The following is a 19,443-nucleotide window of genomic DNA, read 5'->3' on the forward strand; positions in this document are numbered from 1 at the left end:
TTTTACCAATGTAGTTTTACACACTCAAAAACGTAATCTATATGCTATCATCATCAATTAACCCCTCCGGTATCCCTACCATCATTGCCGACAATTTCTGCACACAATTACTGGCATTCCAGAACGCTATCTTTGCCCGCCCCGCAGGAGACCAGATCCCAACACAACAGGAGATCAATATGCAGACAAAGCTCTTGTCAAACATCATAAAGATCAAAAAGCTCAATGCTACTGACCATGTTGCAAAATTCATGACTACATTTTGCCGCTTTCTGGGTAAGGAAGACAAAGAACAGGCTCAAAAAATTGCAGGCAAGTTTATACAGTTTATGGGCCTCGACAGCACAGACAGTGACATAGCGACTCAAGAAACAGTAATTGCCGAAACTAATCCCTTTGAAGCATCACCGCTTCAAGCTGAACCTTAGCGCTCCATTTATCCGGAATTTGAAAAAAACAAGCATCTGCTCGAAGATTACCGCTATGGCAGTAAAGACTCAGAAGTGCAGATAGGAGAAAAGATCTACAACAAACAGTGTGTGGAATACAACCTGCTCCAATATACACTGCCTGAGGAATCCCGCAGATTCATTCCGGATCCAGGCGAATATCACAAGCTCATAGATCATGAACAAACCAAAAAACAAATAATACAATATCTGCGCGCAAGAGTGGCATAAGCACACTGGCAACATATCATCGGCGGCCCCATGCCAATTCCCCGACTTTTTTGTTACTTTTCGGGTATGGAAAATGAAAATGCCGCTCTTGAACCAGATCCAAAAGACAAAATGGAGAGTTATCAGTCGTACCGATGGATAGAGAACGGGCATATCCTGCTCTGGCTGATAAAAGATACCTGCTGGTCTATGGAATTTAAGCCAGGTGCTATTTTCATGATCACACCAACGGTTGGCGTTGCCATGTACATTTTATGGCGATCTCGAAACAGCAGGGTAGATCTGTTTCATAATATTGCTGTATGTATGTGGATCACAGCCAACTCTATATGGATGTTGGGAGAGTTTTACAAACATGAATTTAGACCGATCGCAGCTGTATTATTCGGAATTGGGTTGGCAACGTTACTGGTATATTATATCTTCTTTTTCAGGAAGGACAGGAGAGAGGAGTTATCCTAATATTGATCTTTTAACTCAGATCCTAATAAATATTACGGGTGGGAGAGATAAAAATTGGATAAATACAAACCAACACGCATATTAAACATACTATTGAAACTTTTCACTTATTTGTTAACACCTATAAGAAATACCAGTATTTCTTTATATTTAATAATAAATTTATACCGATTCACATACTCTACTAAAAAATCATAATAGTTTTTTCTACCTTACAGCACCTTATTCTAATACTACCCTCATTAGAATTAATTCTACGTGCCTAACCATTAATGAAGTTGTTTCATGAAGAAAACATTTATTTTCCGAGTAAAGAATTTATTGCCTGTATTTGCGCTTACGTTGTTACTGGCTGTAGTTGGTAATATTGCCTTTGCCGCTGCGCCTACCATTACATCAATAACTCCGGTAAGTGGCTTGCCGGTTTCGGGTACAGTAGTAATTACTGGTACGGGGTTTAATGATACGGCGGCAAGGAATATTGTATGGTTTGGTAATATACAGGGCACAGTTAATAGTGCAACTGCGACAACTCTGAATGTAACAATTCCGATTGGTGCCAGATATAGCGAAATAACTGTACTGAACCTGACTACCAGGCTATGCGCCAAATCGCAGGCAATGTTCGCACCAGACTACGATAACAGCTGCTTTATAGCCAACAGCCAGAGTTTTAAACCGAGACTAGACCTGCCAATTGCACCTTCCGGTGTTCCTAATCCAGACCCATATCACACCGCAATTGGTGATATTGACGGAGACGGAAAACCAGATTTGGTTGTGTGTATGTATGACGAAGTTATACCTGGCAGTGGATATGTATTGATATACAGAAACATCGGGCAACAGGGTACTATAGCTTACGCTCCTCCTGTACAATGTACAACAGCAAAAGGAGCCTACCAGGTAAAATTAGCGGATCTTGATGGCGATGGTCGACTTGACATCATTACAGCCAGCTCCGGATCTGGCCGTGTTGCCTACATTAGGAATACCAGTACTCCCGGTACTGTTTCGTTCGCTCTTTATACTGCTTCGACAACTAGAGCTTTTAGCTCTGGATCTGCCGACATTGCAATTGCCGACTTTGACGGAGATGGCAAATTAGACCTGGCCGGAGCGGCTGCATTCGAAAGTCTTGTGGAAATTTTTTATAACCAAATATCAAGTATACCTGCAACCGTCTTCCCTTCAAACGCTTTCAGTGCCACCCATACTGATTTCGTAATAGGTAATACTCCAGCTAGTTTGGCAGCAGCAGATATGGATGGAGACGGCATGCCTGATATAATCACCAGTAATGCTACCGACGGAACATTCTCAATTTTGAGAAATATTTCCACTACCGGCAACTTTATGTTTGAACCTACGGTAGATTACAGTGTTGGTTCCGGGCTACGCCAGATAAGGCTCATAGATATTAACGGCGATAATAGACCCGAAGTTGTAGTTGCTGACCAGGGATCAGACAATGTAGCCATCTTTCCTAATAATATAAGCACTACCCCGCTTAACGCGACATCTTTTGGGACTAGTATAAATATAAACACAGGAGCAGGCAGCGGCCCCGGAGCACTTGATTTTGGCGACTTTGACGGTGATGGCAAAACTGATATGGCCGTAAGCCTAGGCTTTGTAAATACTGTAGCCATATATAAAAATGCCTATACTGGTGGCGCTATATCCGCGTCGAGCTTCACACTAAACGCTACCCTTTCTACAGGCCTTGGTTCGAACCCTGCGGGGGTTACAATCGGAGATATTGATGGCGACCACAAACCTGATCTCGTAGTGGGTAACATTGGCACAGACAATGTCTCCATCTTTAAGAACACTTCTATGCCCGACACCAATTCTATAAGGGGTATAGATACTTTGTGCGTGGCCAGTGCAATGACCTTAGCCAGCCAGCATTGTACCAATGGCAGCGCATACTGGAGCGTGTCTAATGCCAATGCTACCATTGTAGGTGGTGTGGGTGCGCTGGATAGTAATGCCGTATTAACCGGAGTTACCGCAGGATTTGATACCGTAACACTAGCCGTGGTATCACTCTTTGATACCAACTACGTACATTTTGTGGTAAGAATATTACCTGTTGCAGATACCGGTATCATCTCTGGTCCATCTGCCGTATGCGTCAACGCAACGATCAGTCTTAGTGAGACTGTGATCGGCGGCACATGGAGCAGCAGCAATAATGCCATTGCAACCGTAAGCGCTACCGGTGTGGTGACGGGGGTTGCGGCGGGTAATGCCACCATCTTCTATACTACGAGTTCATTAAGTTGCGGACCATTGAGTGCATCTCATGCAATAACTGTAAATGCACTACCGGATGCTGGTGTGATAACCGGCGCTAACGGCGTATGCACAGGTTTTCAAATAACGCTGACAGCTTCATTGCCGGGTGGAACATGGGTGAATACAAACCCAGCTCTTGCTCTTGCAGTTCCTTCAGGCACAAGCAATGTATTGACGGGACTTGTAGTAGGTGCTGACACAATATTATATGTAGCTACTACCCCACTTTGTGGTAATGACACAGCGGTGCATGCCGTTGGTGTAGTGACAACAGGTGTTTCATTACCTATTACCGGACCCGACAGTGTATGCCGTGCGGCAACCATTACGTTATCAAACGGCGCAACCGGTGGTACATGGGTAAGCAACAATACCGCAATCGCTACTGTAGACGCCTCAACGGGTGTGGTAACTGGTGTAACGACTGGTACTACAACTATTACTTATACTGTAGCCTACGGCTGTGGACCAGTGGTAGCAACCAAAGATGTGACAGTGAAAGCTTTGCCTAATGCAGGAGCAATCGTTGGTGCGGATAGTGTTTGTTCGGGCGCGCAGATCACGCTCACAAATCCTACGGCTGCTGCAGGTGGCGTATGGAGCAGTGCATCAAATGCAGTTGCAACCGTAACTGTAGCAGGTGTGGTAACAGGTGTTTCTACTACATTGGCGACTACCAATATTATCTACACCTCTTCTTCATTCAGTTGCGGTACATTGACTACCAACCATGCTGTGACTGTGAAGCCATTGCCATTTGCAGGAACAATAACAGGTCTTGATAGTGTGTGCTCTGGCGCGCAGATAACACTGACAAGCTCGGGCACACCGGGTGGCACATGGAGCAGCGCTTCTAACCCGATAGCTACTGTTACAGCCGCAGGTGGTGTGGTAACCGGTGTATCGTCAACTTTAGCAACTACTAATATTATATATACTGCTGCAACATTCAGCTGTGGATCGGCTACTACAACACTGTCGGTAACAGTGAAGCGTTTGCCTAATGCAGGTACTATAGTAGGCCTGGATAGTGTTTGCTCGGGGGCACAAATAACACTGACCAACCCTACGGGGATAGGCGGTACATGGAGCAGTGCTGCTAACCCAATTGCTACGGTAACAGCTGCGGGAGTGGTAACAGGTGTATCTACAACATTAGCTACTACCAATATCATCTACACCTCTGCTACTTTCAGTTGCGGTACATTGACTACCAACCATGCTGTGACCGTGAAGCCATTGCCATTTGCAGGCACAATAACAGGTCTTGATAGTGTGTGCTCTGGCGCGCAGATAACACTGACCAGCTCGGGCACGCCGGGTGGCACATGGAGCAGCGCTTCAAACCCTGTAGCTACCGTTACCGCCACAGGCGGTGTGGTAACCGGTGTATCGACTACATTGGCCACTACTAATATTATATACACAGCTGCAACATTCAGCTGCGGATCAGCTACCACTACATTGTCTGTAACTGTTAAGCCATTGCCTTTTGCAGGTGCTATTGTTGGCCTGGATAGTGTTTGCTCGGGTGCACAGATCACACTTACCAACCCTACCGCAACCGGTGGCGCATGGAGCAGTGCTGCTAATCCCATAGCTACTGTAACAGCAGCAGGCGGTGTGGTAACAGGTGTATCTACAACATTAGCTACTACTAATATCATCTATACCTCTGCTACTTTCAGTTGCGGTACATTGACTACCAACCATGCGGTGACAGTGAAGCCATTGCCATTTGCAGGAACGATAACAGGCCTGGATAGTGTTTGCTCAGGTGCGCAGATAACATTGACCAGCTCGGGCACGCCGGGTGGTACATGGAGCAGTGCTTCTAACCCGATAGCTACTGTTACAGCCGCAGGTGGTGTGGTAACGGGTGTATCTACAACATTGGCCACTACAAACATTATATATACAGCGGCAACATTCAGCTGCGGATCGGCTACCACTACATTATCAGTAACCGTTAAACCATTGCCTTTTGCAGGTGCTATAGTTGGCCTGGATAGTGTGTGCTCAGGTGCACAAATAACGCTTACCAACCCAACCGCAACCGGTGGTGCATGGAGCAGTGCATCTAACCTGATAGCCACGGTAACAGCAGCGGGTGTGGTAACCGGTGTGTCAACAACATTGGCAACTACCAATATTATCTATACGTCGTCTACATTCAGTTGCGGTACATTGACTACCAACCATGCTGTAACCGTGAAGCCATTACCAAATGCCGGTACAATATCAGGATTGGATAGTGTTTGTTCGGGTGCACAGATAACACTCACCACATCGGGTACTCCGGGTGGTGCCTGGAGCAGCTCATCTAACCCTATTGCTACTGTAACGGCAGCAGGTGTAGTAACGGGTGTATCTACAACATTGCAAACCACTAACATCACCTACACATCTAATACATTCAGCTGCGGATCTAACAATACCTCGCATGCAGTGACAGTAAAACGTCTGCCATTTGCAGGTGCTATTGTTGGTTTAGATAGCGTGTGTTCAGGTGCACAGATAACACTGACCAACCCTACAGGCATAAGCGGTTCATGGAGCAGTGCTTCGAACCCCATTGCAACTGTAACGGCTGCAGGCGGTGTGGTAACGGGTGTATCTACTACACTGGCCACTACCAACATCATTTATACATCATCTACTTTCAGTTGTGGTAATGCAACAACCACCCACGCGGTAACAGTTAAGCCGTTGCCTAATTCGGGTGTTATCGCCGGTTTGGATAGCGTGTGTTCAGGAGCGCAGATTACACTGAACACATCGGGTACACCGGGCGGTGTATGGGGAAGTGTCGCGCCCACTGTTGCTACTATCACATCGGGCGGTGTAGTAACCGGTCTGGCAACTGTGCTGACAACTACTACCATTAACTACACATCAAATACATTCAGCTGCGGATCAAACAGCAGCACCTTCCAGGTTACAGTAAAGCCACTGCCATTTGCAGGTGCAATAGTTGGGCTGGATAGTGTTTGCTCAGGCTCACAGATAACGCTTACCAACCCTACCGCAACCGGCGGTACCTGGAGCAGCGCATCCAGCACTATAGCAACTGTTGATGTAGCAGGTGTGGTAACAGGTGTAACCACAACACTGGCAACTACCAATATTATTTACTCATCGTATACCTTCAGTTGCGGTACGCTTACCGCTACCCATGCGGTAACAGTTAAACCTCTGCCGTTTGCAGGTACAATAACAGGTCCAACTGCGGTGTGCGAAGCGTCTACGATATCGCTGAGTAATGCAGCACCCGGAGGTGTATGGAGCAGCAGCAACACCACAAGGGCCACCGTAGATGCGGCGGGCAACGTAGGTGGAGCAACCGCAGGCTCTGTGAATATCATATATACGGTAACCAACACATGCGGCACAGCTTTCGCTACGTTCCCGCTTACAGTTAATCCACTGCCACATGCCGGCACTCTATCGGGCGTACCTAACTTATGTCCTGGCACGACGACATCTCTGTCTAGCACAACAGCAGGTGGTGTATGGTCCAGCGGTAATACAGCTATAGCCACTGTAACAGCAGGTGGCGTGGTTGGAGGCGTATCACCGGGTTCAGTTACCATATCTTATTCTTATACCAATGTCTGCGGAACAGATGTTTCCACATTCCCTGCCGTGGTAATACCTTTCCCTGTTGCGGGTACTATTTCGGGTCCTTCACTGGTATGTCCGGGTGCAACAATATCACTAGCCAGCACAGTGTTGGGTGGTACATGGAGCAGTCTGAATACGGCTGTCGTTACGGTTACACCATCAACCGGTATAGTTGGCGGTGTGGCAGCAGGCACAGCAAGCATTAAATACACTGTTACCAACTTCTGCGGTGTTGCCTTTACCACACACCCAATGACGGTCAACCCGATAGTTGTGCCATCGGTTACTATTACATTGTCGCCAAATGATACAGTTTGCGCAGGTACATTGGTGACCTTTACGCCAACGGCAGTGAACGGCGGACCTACGCCTACCTTCATCTGGACCATTTTCGGAACACCGGTAGATACAGCCAGTACTTATACTTACGCTCCGGCCAACTTTGATAATGTGGCCTGTATCATGATCAGCAGTGCACCATGCCCTGTACCTCCATCAGATACATCTGCGGGCATCAGTATGTTGGTACGCCCGGTAGTAACACCTACCATTACTATCGTATCATCGGTAACAGGTGATATCATTTCATACCTTGGGCAGATTGTGACCTTCTTCTCTACCGTAACTTATGGCGGTAGCGCTCCTACCTACCAGTGGTACCTGAATGGTGTGCCGGTGACGGGTGCAACAAGCTCCACCTACGCTACCGAGATCTACTCTGATGACACCGTTTATTGCGTGATGACCAGCGACGTAGAATGCGCAACATCTCCGTTCGATACCAGCGATATCAGGATCATAAGATTGGGCGTACTGAGCGTGAACGACGCAATAGCTATCAACAACCTGACGATGTACCCTAATCCTAACAAGGGTAGCTTCATAGTAACAGGCAAGACCAATTCATCTACCAACAGCGACATTACTTACCAGGTGATCGATATGATGGGCAGGATCGTTTATTCTGATAACGGATCGACCAACGGAGAAGGGATACGACAGGAGATCAAATTGGGAGATAATATACCTCCTGGCAACTACTTGCTGAGGGTGGTAAGAGATAATGAATCAACCGTTATCCATTTTACGCTGAACAACTAATAAAAATAAGAATATATAATAATAAGGGCTGCCCAGGGGCAGCCCTTATTATTTTTAAGTATTTCCATAACAACCAGTCAACCACAAAAACCAAAAACATCAAAACAACGTATAATTAAGCGTGAATTATCATTTACCCCGAATTTATTCAATACCACCACAGAGGCTATCAATTCTAACTAACTAATATTATATTTGCATAAGTGAAACTGGCACATCTTATCCTCGCACATTCCAACCCCGACCAACTGAAAAGATTGGTGGATAAATTGGCGCATAGTGACAGCCGTATCTATATTCATCTGGATAAGAAGACCGAAATCACTCCGTTTCTTCCTATTGCCGATAATGACCGTGTATCATTTATCAGTAACAGGATAAAAGTATATTGGGGAGGTTACAGCATTGTGCAGGCCACGATAAATAGTTTTGAAGAGATATTGGCTACCGGCATTGCCTTTGACCATATCAACCTGCTCAGCGGGCAAGACTACCCTATTAAGAGCACAGATCACATTCACCAATTCCTCGCAGAGAATAAGGGTAAGATCTTCATGCATTCACTATCGGTAAAGAATGAATGGCAGGAAGCAATACCAAGGATAGAGCGTTATCACCTGGCCAACCTGAAACTACCCGCAGGTACATACAGAATGGAGCAGATGGTAAATGCCATACTACCCAAACGCAAAATGCCGGAAGGCATAGTAGCCATGGGCCGATCGCAGTGGTTCACCGCATCAAAAGAGAGCATAGCCTACATAGTTGATTATGTAAAAAAGGAACAGTGGGTGTCCAGGTTCTTTAAGATGAGCTGGGCAGCTGATGAGCTCATATTTCAGACTATCCTGTTCAATTCACCGTTTAAGGAGCATATGGTAAATGACAATCTGCTGTATGTAGACTGGAGTGAAGGTAAGGCTAGTCCGAAGTTACTGACGATGGAAGACGCCGCTGCCCTAAAGGCATCTGATAAACTATTTGCCCGCAAATTTAATAGCGAAGCAGATAGTGCAGTATTGGATTACATTGATAACTTTACGGCCTGAGCATCGTTTTCTGCATGACCAAGAAGGTTTCCATTGTTACTGTCAATTTTAATCACAGCCATGTCACCGATGCCATGCTCGATTCTGTGTTTGCCAAAAACACGTACGACCCTCTGGAGATAATAGTGGTTGACAATGGCAGTGCAGTTGATCCCATACCAGCCTGGCAACAGAAATACCCATCGGTAAAATACATTCGTTCGGAACAGAACCTGGGTTTTGCAGGTGGTAATAATCTGGGTATACAACAGGCAACAGGCGACTACCTGTTCTTCATTAACAACGATACGGAAATAACCGAAGGGCTGATAGAAACGCTGGTAGCCACACTGGAAGCGCACCCTGAATGCGGAATTATTTCGCCTAAGATACGCTACTACGACCAGCCCGATATGCTGCAGTATGCGGGGTTCACACCCATGAATTATTACACAGCACGCAACAATTGTATTGGCCAGTTTGAAAAAGACTATGGCCAGTATGATAACCTTACCGGCGAAACGGGCTACATACATGGCGCAGCCATGATGCTGCCTCGTTCAGCAATGGATAAGGCCGGACTGATGCCAGAAAACTACTTCCTGTACTACGAAGAAATGGATTGGTGCGAGATGATAAAGCGGGCCGGCTATACGATCCGTATCAACATGCAGGCGCTTATATATCATAAAGAGTCGATATCGGTGGGCAGCAAAAGCGCACTGAAGGAGTACTTTATGAACCGCAACAGGCTGCTGTTCATCAGGCGGAACTGCGGGTTTGGCGTACGTGCTTTTTTCTGGTTCTACTTTTTGGGTATTGTTACCCCAAGGAATATACTATCTTACATCAGGGAAAAACAACCCTTTGCAAAGGTGCTGCTGAAAGCTATATGGTGGAATATGACCCATAGCACAAATAGCAAAGACCTGGGTTGGGAAATTAAAAAATAGCACATGATCATTGCATTCTGGATAAGTCTCTTCCTGGTATTCTATACCTTCTTTGGATATGGTATAGTCTTGTACGTACTGGTAAAGCTGCGTGTAGCCATAAAAGGAAAGCGTAAGATACCCGACAATGGCGGCAACTGGCCTACCGTGACTCTGATTGTAGCTGCATATAATGAGCAGGACTACATCATAGACAAGATAAATAATACGCTGCAGCTGAACTACCCAAAGGACAGAATCAGCTTCATATTTGTTACTGACGGCAGCAATGATAAAACGCCAGATCTTATTGCCACATACCCACAGATAAAGCTGATGCACCGCCCCGAGCGCAGCGGTAAGATAGCCGCAGTGCACCGCGCCATGAAGGAGGTAACAAGCGAAGTAGCCATCTTCACCGATGCCAATACGTTTTTGAACAAAGACTCTATGCTCAATATTGCCCGCCATTATGCCGACCCTAGCGTAGGTGCGGTATCGGGAGAGAAGCGGGTGAGTATAGAAGATGTGGCAGATGCCACCGCAGGCGAGGGTTTTTACTGGAAGTATGAATCGAAACTGAAGACATGGGATAGTGAACTGTATTCTGTAGTAGGCGCTGCGGGAGAGTTGTTCAGCGTACGGACCAGCCTGTATATACCTGTAGAGCCCGACACTATTCTTGATGACTTTATGATCTCTATGCTGATAGCTGAAAAGGGCTACCGCATAGTATATGAGCCTATGGCCTATGCTACAGAAACAGGCTCTGAAAATGTAAAAGAAGAACTGAAACGTAAGGTAAGAATAGCCGCAGGAGGTATACAATCTATAGTGCGACTAAAAGCGCTAATGAACCCATTCAAGCAATTCACACTTACCTTTCAATACATCAGTCACCGTGTACTGAGGTGGACAGTAACACCATTTTTGATGATACTGGCGTACATACTGAACCTGCTTATAGTTACCGAAGGCGGTGCACCAATATACCTGGCGCTCCTGGGCTGCCAGACCATGTTTTACGGCGCATCGCTAATGGGTTGGTTGCTGGAAACACGACAGATAAAGATCAAAATTCTCTTTATACCCTACTACTTCTGCATGATGAACTATGCCGTATTGGCAGGACAGCTCCGCTATATAAAAGGCAGCCAGAGTGCCGCATGGGAGAAGAGCAAGAGAAGGTAGTTTTGCAAGCGGGACGCCTGCATGATCGAGAACAAGCGGGTGCTTTGACAAGTGGCGAGAAATCTCAAAATCGCACTCGAAAAATGCGCTAAAACGCTACCTATCAAAGCAAAATAATTTTACCTTGTGACTGTCAAAAACAAAAGACACAACCTATGCTACGAAAGAAAATAAGCTTATTGCTAGCCTTATTACTATGCCAGACACCGGCTGTTTTTTCACAACCTCATATTGAGCGTAGTGCCCCATTTGAAATAACAGATGAGGACGGATTTATGAAAGTCGTTCAGTTTAAAAACGGCAAAACCTGCTACCTCAATTTTGTAGGAGAAGGCGGCATTACGTTCAAGCTATTTGATGCAGCGCACAAACCGACCATCTCAACAAAAATAAGAAGCACCAAATGGGATGCAGATGACTATAAAAGCACTGCCATATGTGCTACTTATGAGATACACGACGAGCTGGTAATATTCTTGCTACAGCAAAACAATAGCAAAGAGAACATCCTGCATCGCATACGTGTGAATGAGGAAACCGGCAAGATCATTAAAGAAGATGAGATCGCATCGGGCAGAAAAATGGGGCTGTTCCCGTTTTCTATATACGTAAAATCATTTATAGTACAGAAAGATCCCAATTCTGATTGTTACGGCGTTATAAGTGCCGATGCCACATTTGGTAAAGCCACTTTCCTTGTACAGCATTTTGACGGAAACCACAACCTGATCTCGAGCGTCACTGAGAGTACAAAGGACAATGGCGGACTATGCCCAATGGCTATTGCAGTAAACGGAGACAAAGCACTGTATTTGACCAGTGGTGAATTAGGGGGCATGGGCGATGTCAACAGCACGTACATCTCTAAATTAACCAAAGAGAGCAAAACAATTGACTATAAACCACTGGAATTTGCCGTTGACTTCAAAAGCAGCACATGTCAAATGCAATTCCGCCATTCAGACAATAAAGTAGAGGTATTGTTCACTACCCGCGTGAAGTCTAAATTGTTCAGCAATAAAAGCCTTTACATGTCTTGCCTGGCACTGTTAAACTCAGACAACCTGAATGTGCTCTCGCTGAAAGAACTGACAAACAAGAAGATCAATGAATTTGGCCATACAATATTGGCGGCAGAAAAGGATTTCGATGGGGTTTGTAATGGGTTTGTGCTAACCAATAATAATGAGACATTTTTACTAAGTGAAGAAATGTCTTACGAGGTTGTGTCTAAAATGCCGGGCAAAGGGATTTCGAAAAGCTACCTGGGCAATATTGGCATTACCCAACTGAACGCCGATGCCGAAGAAAGCGCCGGATACCTGATAGAAAGTAAAAAGAAAATAGAAGGCGAAGTGCCATTCATGTTCCTGAAAGACAATGGCAAGGGCGCCTGGGTAATTTCTCCCGACCGTATGCATGATGCAACTAACAACCAGGAGGTGAAATTTCTGTTTATTTCAGGCAAAAAAGCTAACTATATCCTTATCAACCAGCTTGATGTGTATATGCAGGCCGGCAACGCAGAAAGCCTGAAGAGAAGAGACTTTAATCAGGGAACTATTGAGGCATGCTATTATACGCTTAAGAACGGCAATATGGCCAAAGCACCTGTATTTGGCAACGTAACCCCGGGTGTAGAACATACCTGCTACATAGGATCAGCCGACGTGAACAGCGATGGCGTCGTAGCCACACTGGAACGCTCTGTGGATGGCAAAAAAACTACCGGGCACATTGTTTGGCTGACATTTGAATAGTTATTGTACAGCGCTAATTGACCGACAAAAGGAATTGTCTATGAAATATTACATGCCGCGACCGTACCCGCTGTATTTCACTTTAGCAACAATTGCTTCTTTGATATTGGTCAACTTTGTGCTGGTGGGGTTTACGGCCGCAGGTGTAGATCCATCTACGCTGCAACGGTTGTACCTTTTAATGCTGACGTTTTTTCTATCAGGCTCACCGTTCATATTCTGGGAGATACGCAGAAAAGGACGGAAAGACTCAGTAGAGTTGGGTAAAGGATACATAGAATGGATCTCGTATACAAAGGGGATAGTAAAAGTGCAACGGCTACCTGTTGCTGATATTGCCCTCTTTGAGTAGTCTACCGGAAAGAAGGGAAACCAGAAAAACCTGATGCTATATTGGTACATGTAGCAGGCGACGACCTGCAACGGCAACTGGAATTTTATAAAATACCATTCGCTACCATTTCACAGTACTGTGTTGATAATGGTATAACGCCACTAGTCACTACCCTGCTGCATACAGATGTAGATGAGGTGAAAGTGAACAAAAACGGGATAGCAATAAAGTACTATGCAACATCTCAATTTAAACGTGCCAAAACTGTAAAGATCCCCTTCACTCAAATCAGGACAATAGATCTGCTATCACCCCACCCTATATCTACCGAAAACAGGTACTACCAAATAACCACATGGGGTGATACGTTTAGCTTTCCTAAACACACGGTAGATGAGGACAAATTAAAGCAGTGTGCCGAGGGGTTTGGGATAGAGGTGGGGAGTAGAAAGTTTGGTGAGTAAAGGGAGAAGTACCCCAAGCTAGTAAAAAAGTGTACTCTCGTGCACACAAACCAACTTCAACACTTAAACACTTAATTTTACATTCACTAATCCTTCATACTATAGATAATGATACATCGCCGCGTGCATATATTGTGGTTAATCTGTCTATTGCTTGTGGCATGCACGAAGGAAAGTAAATATACTACTGCCATCATTAGCGCTACATTCGAGAATGCCGAAAAGATCAGCCGTGTACCCATTACCACAAACGCAGATAGTATCAACGCAAGCAAATACGCCATTAAGCTATCTTTTGCAGCAGTGATAACCGGTGACAATGGCGGTACTGATGTAAAGGGCGAAACGCAATACAGTTTGACCAATCGAGTTATCTCGACTGCTGTTTACTCACCTACCGACTTTAATTCAACCCACCCGGCAGGAACTTCACTTGCCGATTGCTTTAATTTGCTGAGCGATACACTGACTGTTCAACTGAACGCTTTTACCGGTTATAACATCAACGCTTCCTTTAAATTTGCTGATAAGAGATCTAACCAGGATACATTTCGCTATGCGGCGTTTCTTATTTTGTCGAGCACACAATACGTTGCCGGTCCCAGAGACTTTGTGATCTCCATGACGCTCGCCGACAGCACACATTTCTCAGACACTCTGCATGTGTACCTGAAATAACCCAACTATAACCGGGTCTCAGAATAATACCCAGCTTGCGCCCTCTGCTAAACGTCAGCAAACCACTTTTACGTTTTCACTTTTAACTTTTGACTTAATACGCTACATTTGAGTTCTAAATCAGAAACACGAACATGCAAGCCTGGAAAGAATATCAAGACCAAAATAAAGACCGTTTTTTAGATGAATTGCTGGATCTGTTGCGCATACCATCGGTAAGTGCAGATAGTAAGTACAAAGGTGATGTAGCGCGCTGTGCCGATGCTGTAAAAGAGCATTTGATGAAGGCGGGTTGTGATAGTGCTGAGGTATGCCCTACTGCCGGCCACCCTATTGTATTTGGTCAGAAGATAGTTGACCCAAGCCTGCCTACTGTATTGGTTTATGGCCACTACGATGTGCAGCCTGCAGATCCCATCAACTTGTGGACAAGCGGTCCGTTTGAGCCGGTGATAAGGGATGGTAAGATATTTGCCCGTGGTGCATGTGATGACAAGGGACAGATGTTCATGCACATAAAGGCCCTGGAAGTAATGGCTAAGACCAATACCTTGCCTTGCAATGTGAAGATAATGATAGAAGGTGAAGAGGAAGTAGGCAGCAGCAACCTGGGCAAATTCCTGGAAGACAATAAAGAAAAGCTGAAGTCGGATATAGTATTGGTATCTGATACTTCTATGATCAGCATGGAGCACCCGTCGATAGAAAGCGGCCTGCGTGGACTGGCTTACATGGAAGTGGAAGTAACAGGCCCTAACCGCGACCTGCACAGTGGTGTATATGGTGGCGCGGTGGCTAACCCCATCAACATACTGTGCAAGATGATCGCATCTATGCACGACGAGAATAACCATATCACAATCCCTGGCTTCTACGAAAAAGTACAGGAACTGACCGATGCGGAAAAGAAGGCACTCAACAATGCACCGTTCGACCTGAAGGAATATGCCGATGAGTTGGGCGTAAAAGAAACATGGGGCGAAAAGGGTTACAGCACCCTGGAGCGCACAGGCACACGTCCTACGCTTGATGTGAATGGTATATGGGGCGGCTATACAGGCGAAGGAGCTAAGACGGTATTGCCATCAAAGGCATTTGCCAAGATATCTATGCGCCTGGTACCTAACCAGACATCTGACGAGATCTCTAACCTCTTCAAAGCACATTTTGAGAAAATAGCACCGGCTAATGTGCAGGTAAAAGTAACAGCTCACCACGGTGGCGAACCTGTTGTAACACCTACCAACAGCCATGCATACAAGGCAGCTGAAAAGGCGATACAGACTACATTTGGTAAAGACCCAATCCCTACACGCGGTGGTGGCAGCATTCCTATCATAGCATTGTTTGAAAAAACATTAGGTCTTAAAACTGTTCTCCTCGGCTTCGGACTGGACAACGACAACATCCACTCCCCTAACGAGAAGTATGATGTAGCCAACTATTTCAAAGGCATAGAAACCATACCTTACTTCCATAAGTTCTTTGCGGAGAAGGAGTAAATAAAACTATTCAACTATTATAAAGGGATTGCGGCATAGCCGCAATCCCTTTTCTAAACCTAACATCTATGTTTGTCACCCCCGATGGCCATTCGATCATGAAAATGATTGAGCTCCATTTCCCCTACCACATTCTTAACGGCCGTTATAGCGAAGAACAATACAAAAGATATGGAGGCATTGCACCTAAGCTGGTAATACCTTTCTGGCTATGCTCCATTCTTTCCATGCTGATCTGCGTCTTTATAGCTTGCCTCCTCATAAATAAGGTGGGCGAATACATTGTCGGCCACCATTATAGTGAGGCCCATATAGTAAAAGATCTAAACGTCTTTATGGTTGTATACTGTTTCATGTTTTCAATTGGAATAAACCTTGTAATTGCTCCCCTATTGGTTCTAAGAGCTAGATATGGCAACGAATACACCGCAGTAATAGATTTCTTTAGTTTTGAGAGTAAAATAGATTTCAGGAAAGCATACCACCGTTTCAGTTTACCGCTTGTAGGTATATCGCTCCTATTTTTCGTCTATGATCTAACCAATTATGTATTGATCAGCAAAGAAAAGGTGTATGTCAAGCAATACTATACCCTACCAAAAACTATATTGCACCGAGATATAATCAATATGATGAGAGATTATGAAACAAGTAATGGACAGACTGATACATCATATTATGTGATTTCCAAATCAGGAGATACGCTTCTGCTGCCGGGGTGTGGCATTAAGGAGTATAAACTGATTGTAAATTACGCAGATACAACAAAGTAGGGTCAGTGCTATCAATTCAACAACGCCTTCACACCCAATGCCTGATCCTTGTTCTTTAATGCCTGATATATCGCTATACTGCTTGCAAAGCCGGTCCATGCGGTAAGGGGCGCATAAGTACCTGCAGTCTTTTTGTCTTTGCGGGCCAGCCAAAGGCTACTTACTGCAAGAGTGGCATCTAGTACAGTCCATACTGCTGCAAGAATGGTACTCTTCTTCCTGAAATATACATAGTTGAAGGAGAAGAAGATAGCCCATATCATTCCCTGCATTGCCAATAGTTTGTTCTTTTCAGAACTAGCTTCATCTTTCAGCATGCGCTGCAGGCCCATCAGCAGAAAAAAGTTATTTATGGTCCATGCGGGGGCGAATACCCATCCTGGTGGTGCCCATGGTGCTTGCTTTAGTTCTTTTGTGTAGACCTTCTGGTCATCATCCATTTTCCCGCCAGACAGTTTCCCAAGGAAAGATACCCCAACAGCTATAATACCTATCTGCCACCATTTCAGTTTTTGCAGCATTGCTTTTAGTCCTCTTGTGTTCTCGTTCATGATCGATTGCTTTATACAGAGTATGGTATAAAATCAATGCCATAAGCATGTGCTGAAATCACAAAAATGCTACAGCACCCCCACCCTAAACCCCGCCAAAAAATTCACGCCCGGCATTGGCCGTGAGAAGACCACGTTATACCGCTCGCTCCAAATATTATTGCACTGGGCAGTCAGCTGTATCTGGTGACGCCTGATAGACGTGTTATACATCAGTTGTACGTTACCGGTCCGGAACGGTGGTAAGTAAACAGATTCATCAGCAACTGTAAACCTGTAGCCGGTATAGGTATGGTTATAATTAAAGTACAGTTGCTTGTAAGTAAACCCAACATTCAGTTGGCCATTGTAACGGGGTGCATAAGGTATTTGCTTACCTACACTACCATCGTTATAGATGTAGCTGCTTACGGTGGTAGATAGTACATAGGCTGTATTCACCTTCAGGTGTAGTTTCCACTTGCCGGTAGTATACTCCACCCTGTTCTCCGTTTCCACTCCCCTGCTATGCACCTCGGCTATATTGTGTGGGGTCCATATAGCGCCGCCCAACCATATTATCCAGTCATGTATGTTCCTGTTGAACACAGACAGATCATGATATACTTTAAAGTTCTTGTAGGTAAATGCCGCAGTATAGCCCGCATCTTCATTCCAGCCATATTCCGGTTTCAGCGCAGCATTGCCACCAGGGTAATAGTAGAGTTCATTCAGCGTTGGCAGTCTGTAGGTACGTTGCACATTCGCTCTTAGCGACAGCCACTGGGTTAACTTGTAAGATGCGCTTGCCCCCGGCAACAAAAAGCGCTGTGCTTTGCCCAACGAGAATCCTGTTGAATCAACCGACTCTAACCGCACATTGACGGCTGCATTCAGTTTGTTGTCGAGCAGCTTTAAATCATAAGCTCCTGCCAGCGCAATCTTGTTCTGTTGCTTTGCACCGGTGGTTTGCGCGCCCGTGAGCCACGATATCTGCAGAGGAGTGAATAGCAATAATCTACCGTGCTTGCCCAACAGCCACTCACATCCTACCTCATGAAAGTACTGGTAAGTAACCGCATTACTGTTCAATAGCAATGCCTGATCGCTGTAGTCAATATTGTCCCTTATAAAAGAAGTACGTGCATACAACCGGTTGCGATTGGTAAAAGTTGTAGCCCAGTTGGCTAGCAGCTTCAACGAGCCATCTATCTGCTTTTTATAAGAATGCTGCTCAAACAGTGCAGGTGGTATTTCCCTGTTATACTGTTGCCACCAGGCCATAAAATTGATATTGCCCACCTTCTTTACCAGATGCGATACCCGCACGGTTACTGCCGATCCCTGCAAATGGCTATTGTCTGCAGTTACTTTTTTGCCATTCTCATCTTTGTAACCAAAATTGTTGCTGGCAGACTGCAGTAAAATTTTAGCAGATACATTCCATTTTTTCCATGATGCCACTATATCGCCGCCAGTAGCCAACTGGCCGAAACTGCCTGTACTGCCGCTTAATGAGAGAACGCAATAAGGTTTCTTAGCGTACGAAAAACTTTCATCACCCAGCAGCAGCGCCCCTCCCACATTGCCACTACCTGTAAGTGCCGATGATCCACCATAAATGATATCTACAGTATTCATAAACATAACAGGCAATGTAGATACATCTGCAATGCCCAATGCGGCATTCTGTATCGGCACCCCATTCCACAACACCTGACTTTGTGCAGCCGATGCCCCACGGAAACTCAATGTGGCCAAACCATTAAACCCATACGACTTTACAAATACAGGCACCTGCTGTGTCAGCAGGCTACCAATGCTTTGCATACGGTATTGCTGCAATGTAACCGTGTCAATAGCTGTTAGCTTCTGGCCCGGCGAAAAGTCTTTTATTTTGAGATCTTTATTGCCGGTTTGCTCGCCATTTACTGTCGCTTCTTTCAACGTTCGCTTATCTTTTATTGTATCGGTGTTAGGCTGACCATAAGTGCCAACAGCGCCACCCAGCAAAGCAACACAAAAACAGAAAATAGTATAAAAACGGGCAAACATGAGGCGAAGATACCATCTTCCTCAT

Annotated in this window: 14 protein-coding genes; 12 read left to right on the top strand and 2 right to left on the bottom strand. The window is 45.3% G+C overall.

Going from position 1 to position 19,443, the window contains the following annotated elements:
• The first annotated feature begins 41 nt into the window (after positions 1-41).
• From CJD36_RS04860 to CJD36_RS22960, 12 genes are all read left to right on the top strand, one after another.
• Positions 42-428 (top strand): hypothetical protein, encoded by a 387-nt coding sequence (locus tag CJD36_RS04860; RefSeq protein ID WP_105037961.1) that lies wholly within the window; start codon positions 42-44, stop codon positions 426-428.
• A 318-nt stretch (positions 429-746) separates the two neighbouring features.
• Positions 747-1,142 (top strand): hypothetical protein, encoded by a 396-nt coding sequence (locus CJD36_RS04865; RefSeq protein WP_105037962.1) that lies wholly within the window; start codon positions 747-749, stop codon positions 1,140-1,142.
• Between the two features lie 285 nt (positions 1,143-1,427).
• A complete protein-coding gene (locus CJD36_RS04870) occupies positions 1,428-8,171 on the top strand; it encodes an FG-GAP-like repeat-containing protein (RefSeq protein ID WP_105037963.1) in 6,744 nt (2,247 codons plus the stop codon).
• A gap of 203 nt (positions 8,172-8,374) precedes the next feature.
• Positions 8,375-9,220: a beta-1,6-N-acetylglucosaminyltransferase gene (locus tag CJD36_RS04875; protein ID WP_105037964.1), complete on the top strand. Its 846-nt coding sequence runs from the start codon at positions 8,375-8,377 to the stop codon at positions 9,218-9,220.
• A gap of 14 nt (positions 9,221-9,234) precedes the next feature.
• Entirely contained in the window at positions 9,235-10,152 is a 918-nt protein-coding gene (locus tag CJD36_RS04880) for a glycosyltransferase family 2 protein (RefSeq protein ID WP_105037965.1), read from the top strand.
• 3 nt (positions 10,153-10,155) lie between these two features.
• Positions 10,156-11,322 carry a glycosyltransferase family 2 protein gene (locus CJD36_RS04885; RefSeq protein ID WP_105037966.1) on the top strand — a complete coding sequence of 389 codons (1,167 nt, stop codon included), beginning with the start codon at positions 10,156-10,158 and terminating at the stop codon, positions 11,320-11,322.
• 155 nt (positions 11,323-11,477) lie between these two features.
• Positions 11,478-13,082 (top strand): hypothetical protein, encoded by a 1,605-nt coding sequence (locus tag CJD36_RS04890; RefSeq protein WP_133162495.1) that lies wholly within the window; start codon positions 11,478-11,480, stop codon positions 13,080-13,082.
• Between the two features lie 40 nt (positions 13,083-13,122).
• Positions 13,123-13,434: a hypothetical protein gene (locus tag CJD36_RS22955; protein WP_133162496.1), complete on the top strand. Its 312-nt coding sequence runs from the start codon at positions 13,123-13,125 to the stop codon at positions 13,432-13,434.
• Positions 13,435-13,475: 41 nt separating this feature from the next.
• A complete protein-coding gene (locus CJD36_RS04900; RefSeq protein WP_105037969.1) occupies positions 13,476-13,880 on the top strand; it encodes a hypothetical protein in 405 nt (134 codons plus the stop codon).
• A gap of 108 nt (positions 13,881-13,988) precedes the next feature.
• Entirely contained in the window at positions 13,989-14,558 is a 570-nt protein-coding gene (locus tag CJD36_RS04905; RefSeq protein ID WP_105037970.1) for a hypothetical protein, read from the top strand.
• Positions 14,559-14,692: 134 nt separating this feature from the next.
• A complete protein-coding gene (locus tag CJD36_RS04910; RefSeq protein WP_105037971.1) occupies positions 14,693-16,060 on the top strand; it encodes a dipeptidase in 1,368 nt (455 codons plus the stop codon).
• Positions 16,061-16,128: 68 nt separating this feature from the next.
• Positions 16,129-16,833: a hypothetical protein gene (locus CJD36_RS22960; RefSeq protein WP_133162497.1), complete on the top strand. Its 705-nt coding sequence runs from the start codon at positions 16,129-16,131 to the stop codon at positions 16,831-16,833.
• An 11-nt stretch (positions 16,834-16,844) separates the two neighbouring features.
• On the opposite strand, the gene CJD36_RS04920 is transcribed toward CJD36_RS22960, so the two are convergent.
• Both CJD36_RS04920 and CJD36_RS04925 read right to left on the bottom strand, forming a co-directional pair.
• Positions 16,845-17,384 (bottom strand): TspO/MBR family protein, encoded by a 540-nt coding sequence (locus CJD36_RS04920; protein ID WP_105037973.1) that lies wholly within the window; start codon positions 17,382-17,384, stop codon positions 16,845-16,847.
• A 69-nt stretch (positions 17,385-17,453) separates the two neighbouring features.
• Positions 17,454-19,418: a TonB-dependent receptor gene (locus CJD36_RS04925; RefSeq protein ID WP_105037974.1), complete on the bottom strand. Its 1,965-nt coding sequence runs from the start codon at positions 19,416-19,418 to the stop codon at positions 17,454-17,456.
• Positions 19,419-19,443 lie beyond the last annotated feature (25 nt).

Source organism: Flavipsychrobacter stenotrophus (genome assembly GCF_002954265.1).
In the GTDB taxonomy this organism is placed as follows: Bacteria; Bacteroidota; Bacteroidia; order Chitinophagales; family Chitinophagaceae; genus Flavipsychrobacter; species Flavipsychrobacter stenotrophus.

Excerpts from the sequence above, each read along its gene's own strand:
- CJD36_RS04905 (WP_105037970.1), top strand. The coding sequence starts at position 13,989 with ATGATACATCGCCGCGTGCATATATTGTGGTTAATCTGTCTATTGCTT.
- CJD36_RS04870 (WP_105037963.1), top strand. The coding sequence starts at position 1,428 with ATGAAGAAAACATTTATTTTCCGAGTAAAGAATTTATTGCCTGTATTT.
- CJD36_RS04860 (WP_105037961.1), top strand. The coding sequence starts at position 42 with ATGCTATCATCATCAATTAACCCCTCCGGTATCCCTACCATCATTGCC.
- CJD36_RS22955 (WP_133162496.1), top strand. The coding sequence starts at position 13,123 with ATGAAATATTACATGCCGCGACCGTACCCGCTGTATTTCACTTTAGCA.
- CJD36_RS04925 (WP_105037974.1), bottom strand. The coding sequence starts at position 19,418 with ATGTTTGCCCGTTTTTATACTATTTTCTGTTTTTGTGTTGCTTTGCTG.
- CJD36_RS04880 (WP_105037965.1), top strand. The coding sequence starts at position 9,235 with ATGACCAAGAAGGTTTCCATTGTTACTGTCAATTTTAATCACAGCCAT.
- CJD36_RS04885 (WP_105037966.1), top strand. The coding sequence starts at position 10,156 with ATGATCATTGCATTCTGGATAAGTCTCTTCCTGGTATTCTATACCTTC.
- CJD36_RS04910 (WP_105037971.1), top strand. The coding sequence starts at position 14,693 with ATGCAAGCCTGGAAAGAATATCAAGACCAAAATAAAGACCGTTTTTTA.
- CJD36_RS22960 (WP_133162497.1), top strand. The coding sequence starts at position 16,129 with ATGTTTGTCACCCCCGATGGCCATTCGATCATGAAAATGATTGAGCTC.
- CJD36_RS04865 (WP_105037962.1), top strand. The coding sequence starts at position 747 with ATGGAAAATGAAAATGCCGCTCTTGAACCAGATCCAAAAGACAAAATG.
- CJD36_RS04890 (WP_133162495.1), top strand. The coding sequence starts at position 11,478 with ATGCTACGAAAGAAAATAAGCTTATTGCTAGCCTTATTACTATGCCAG.
- CJD36_RS04920 (WP_105037973.1), bottom strand. The coding sequence starts at position 17,384 with ATGAACGAGAACACAAGAGGACTAAAAGCAATGCTGCAAAAACTGAAA.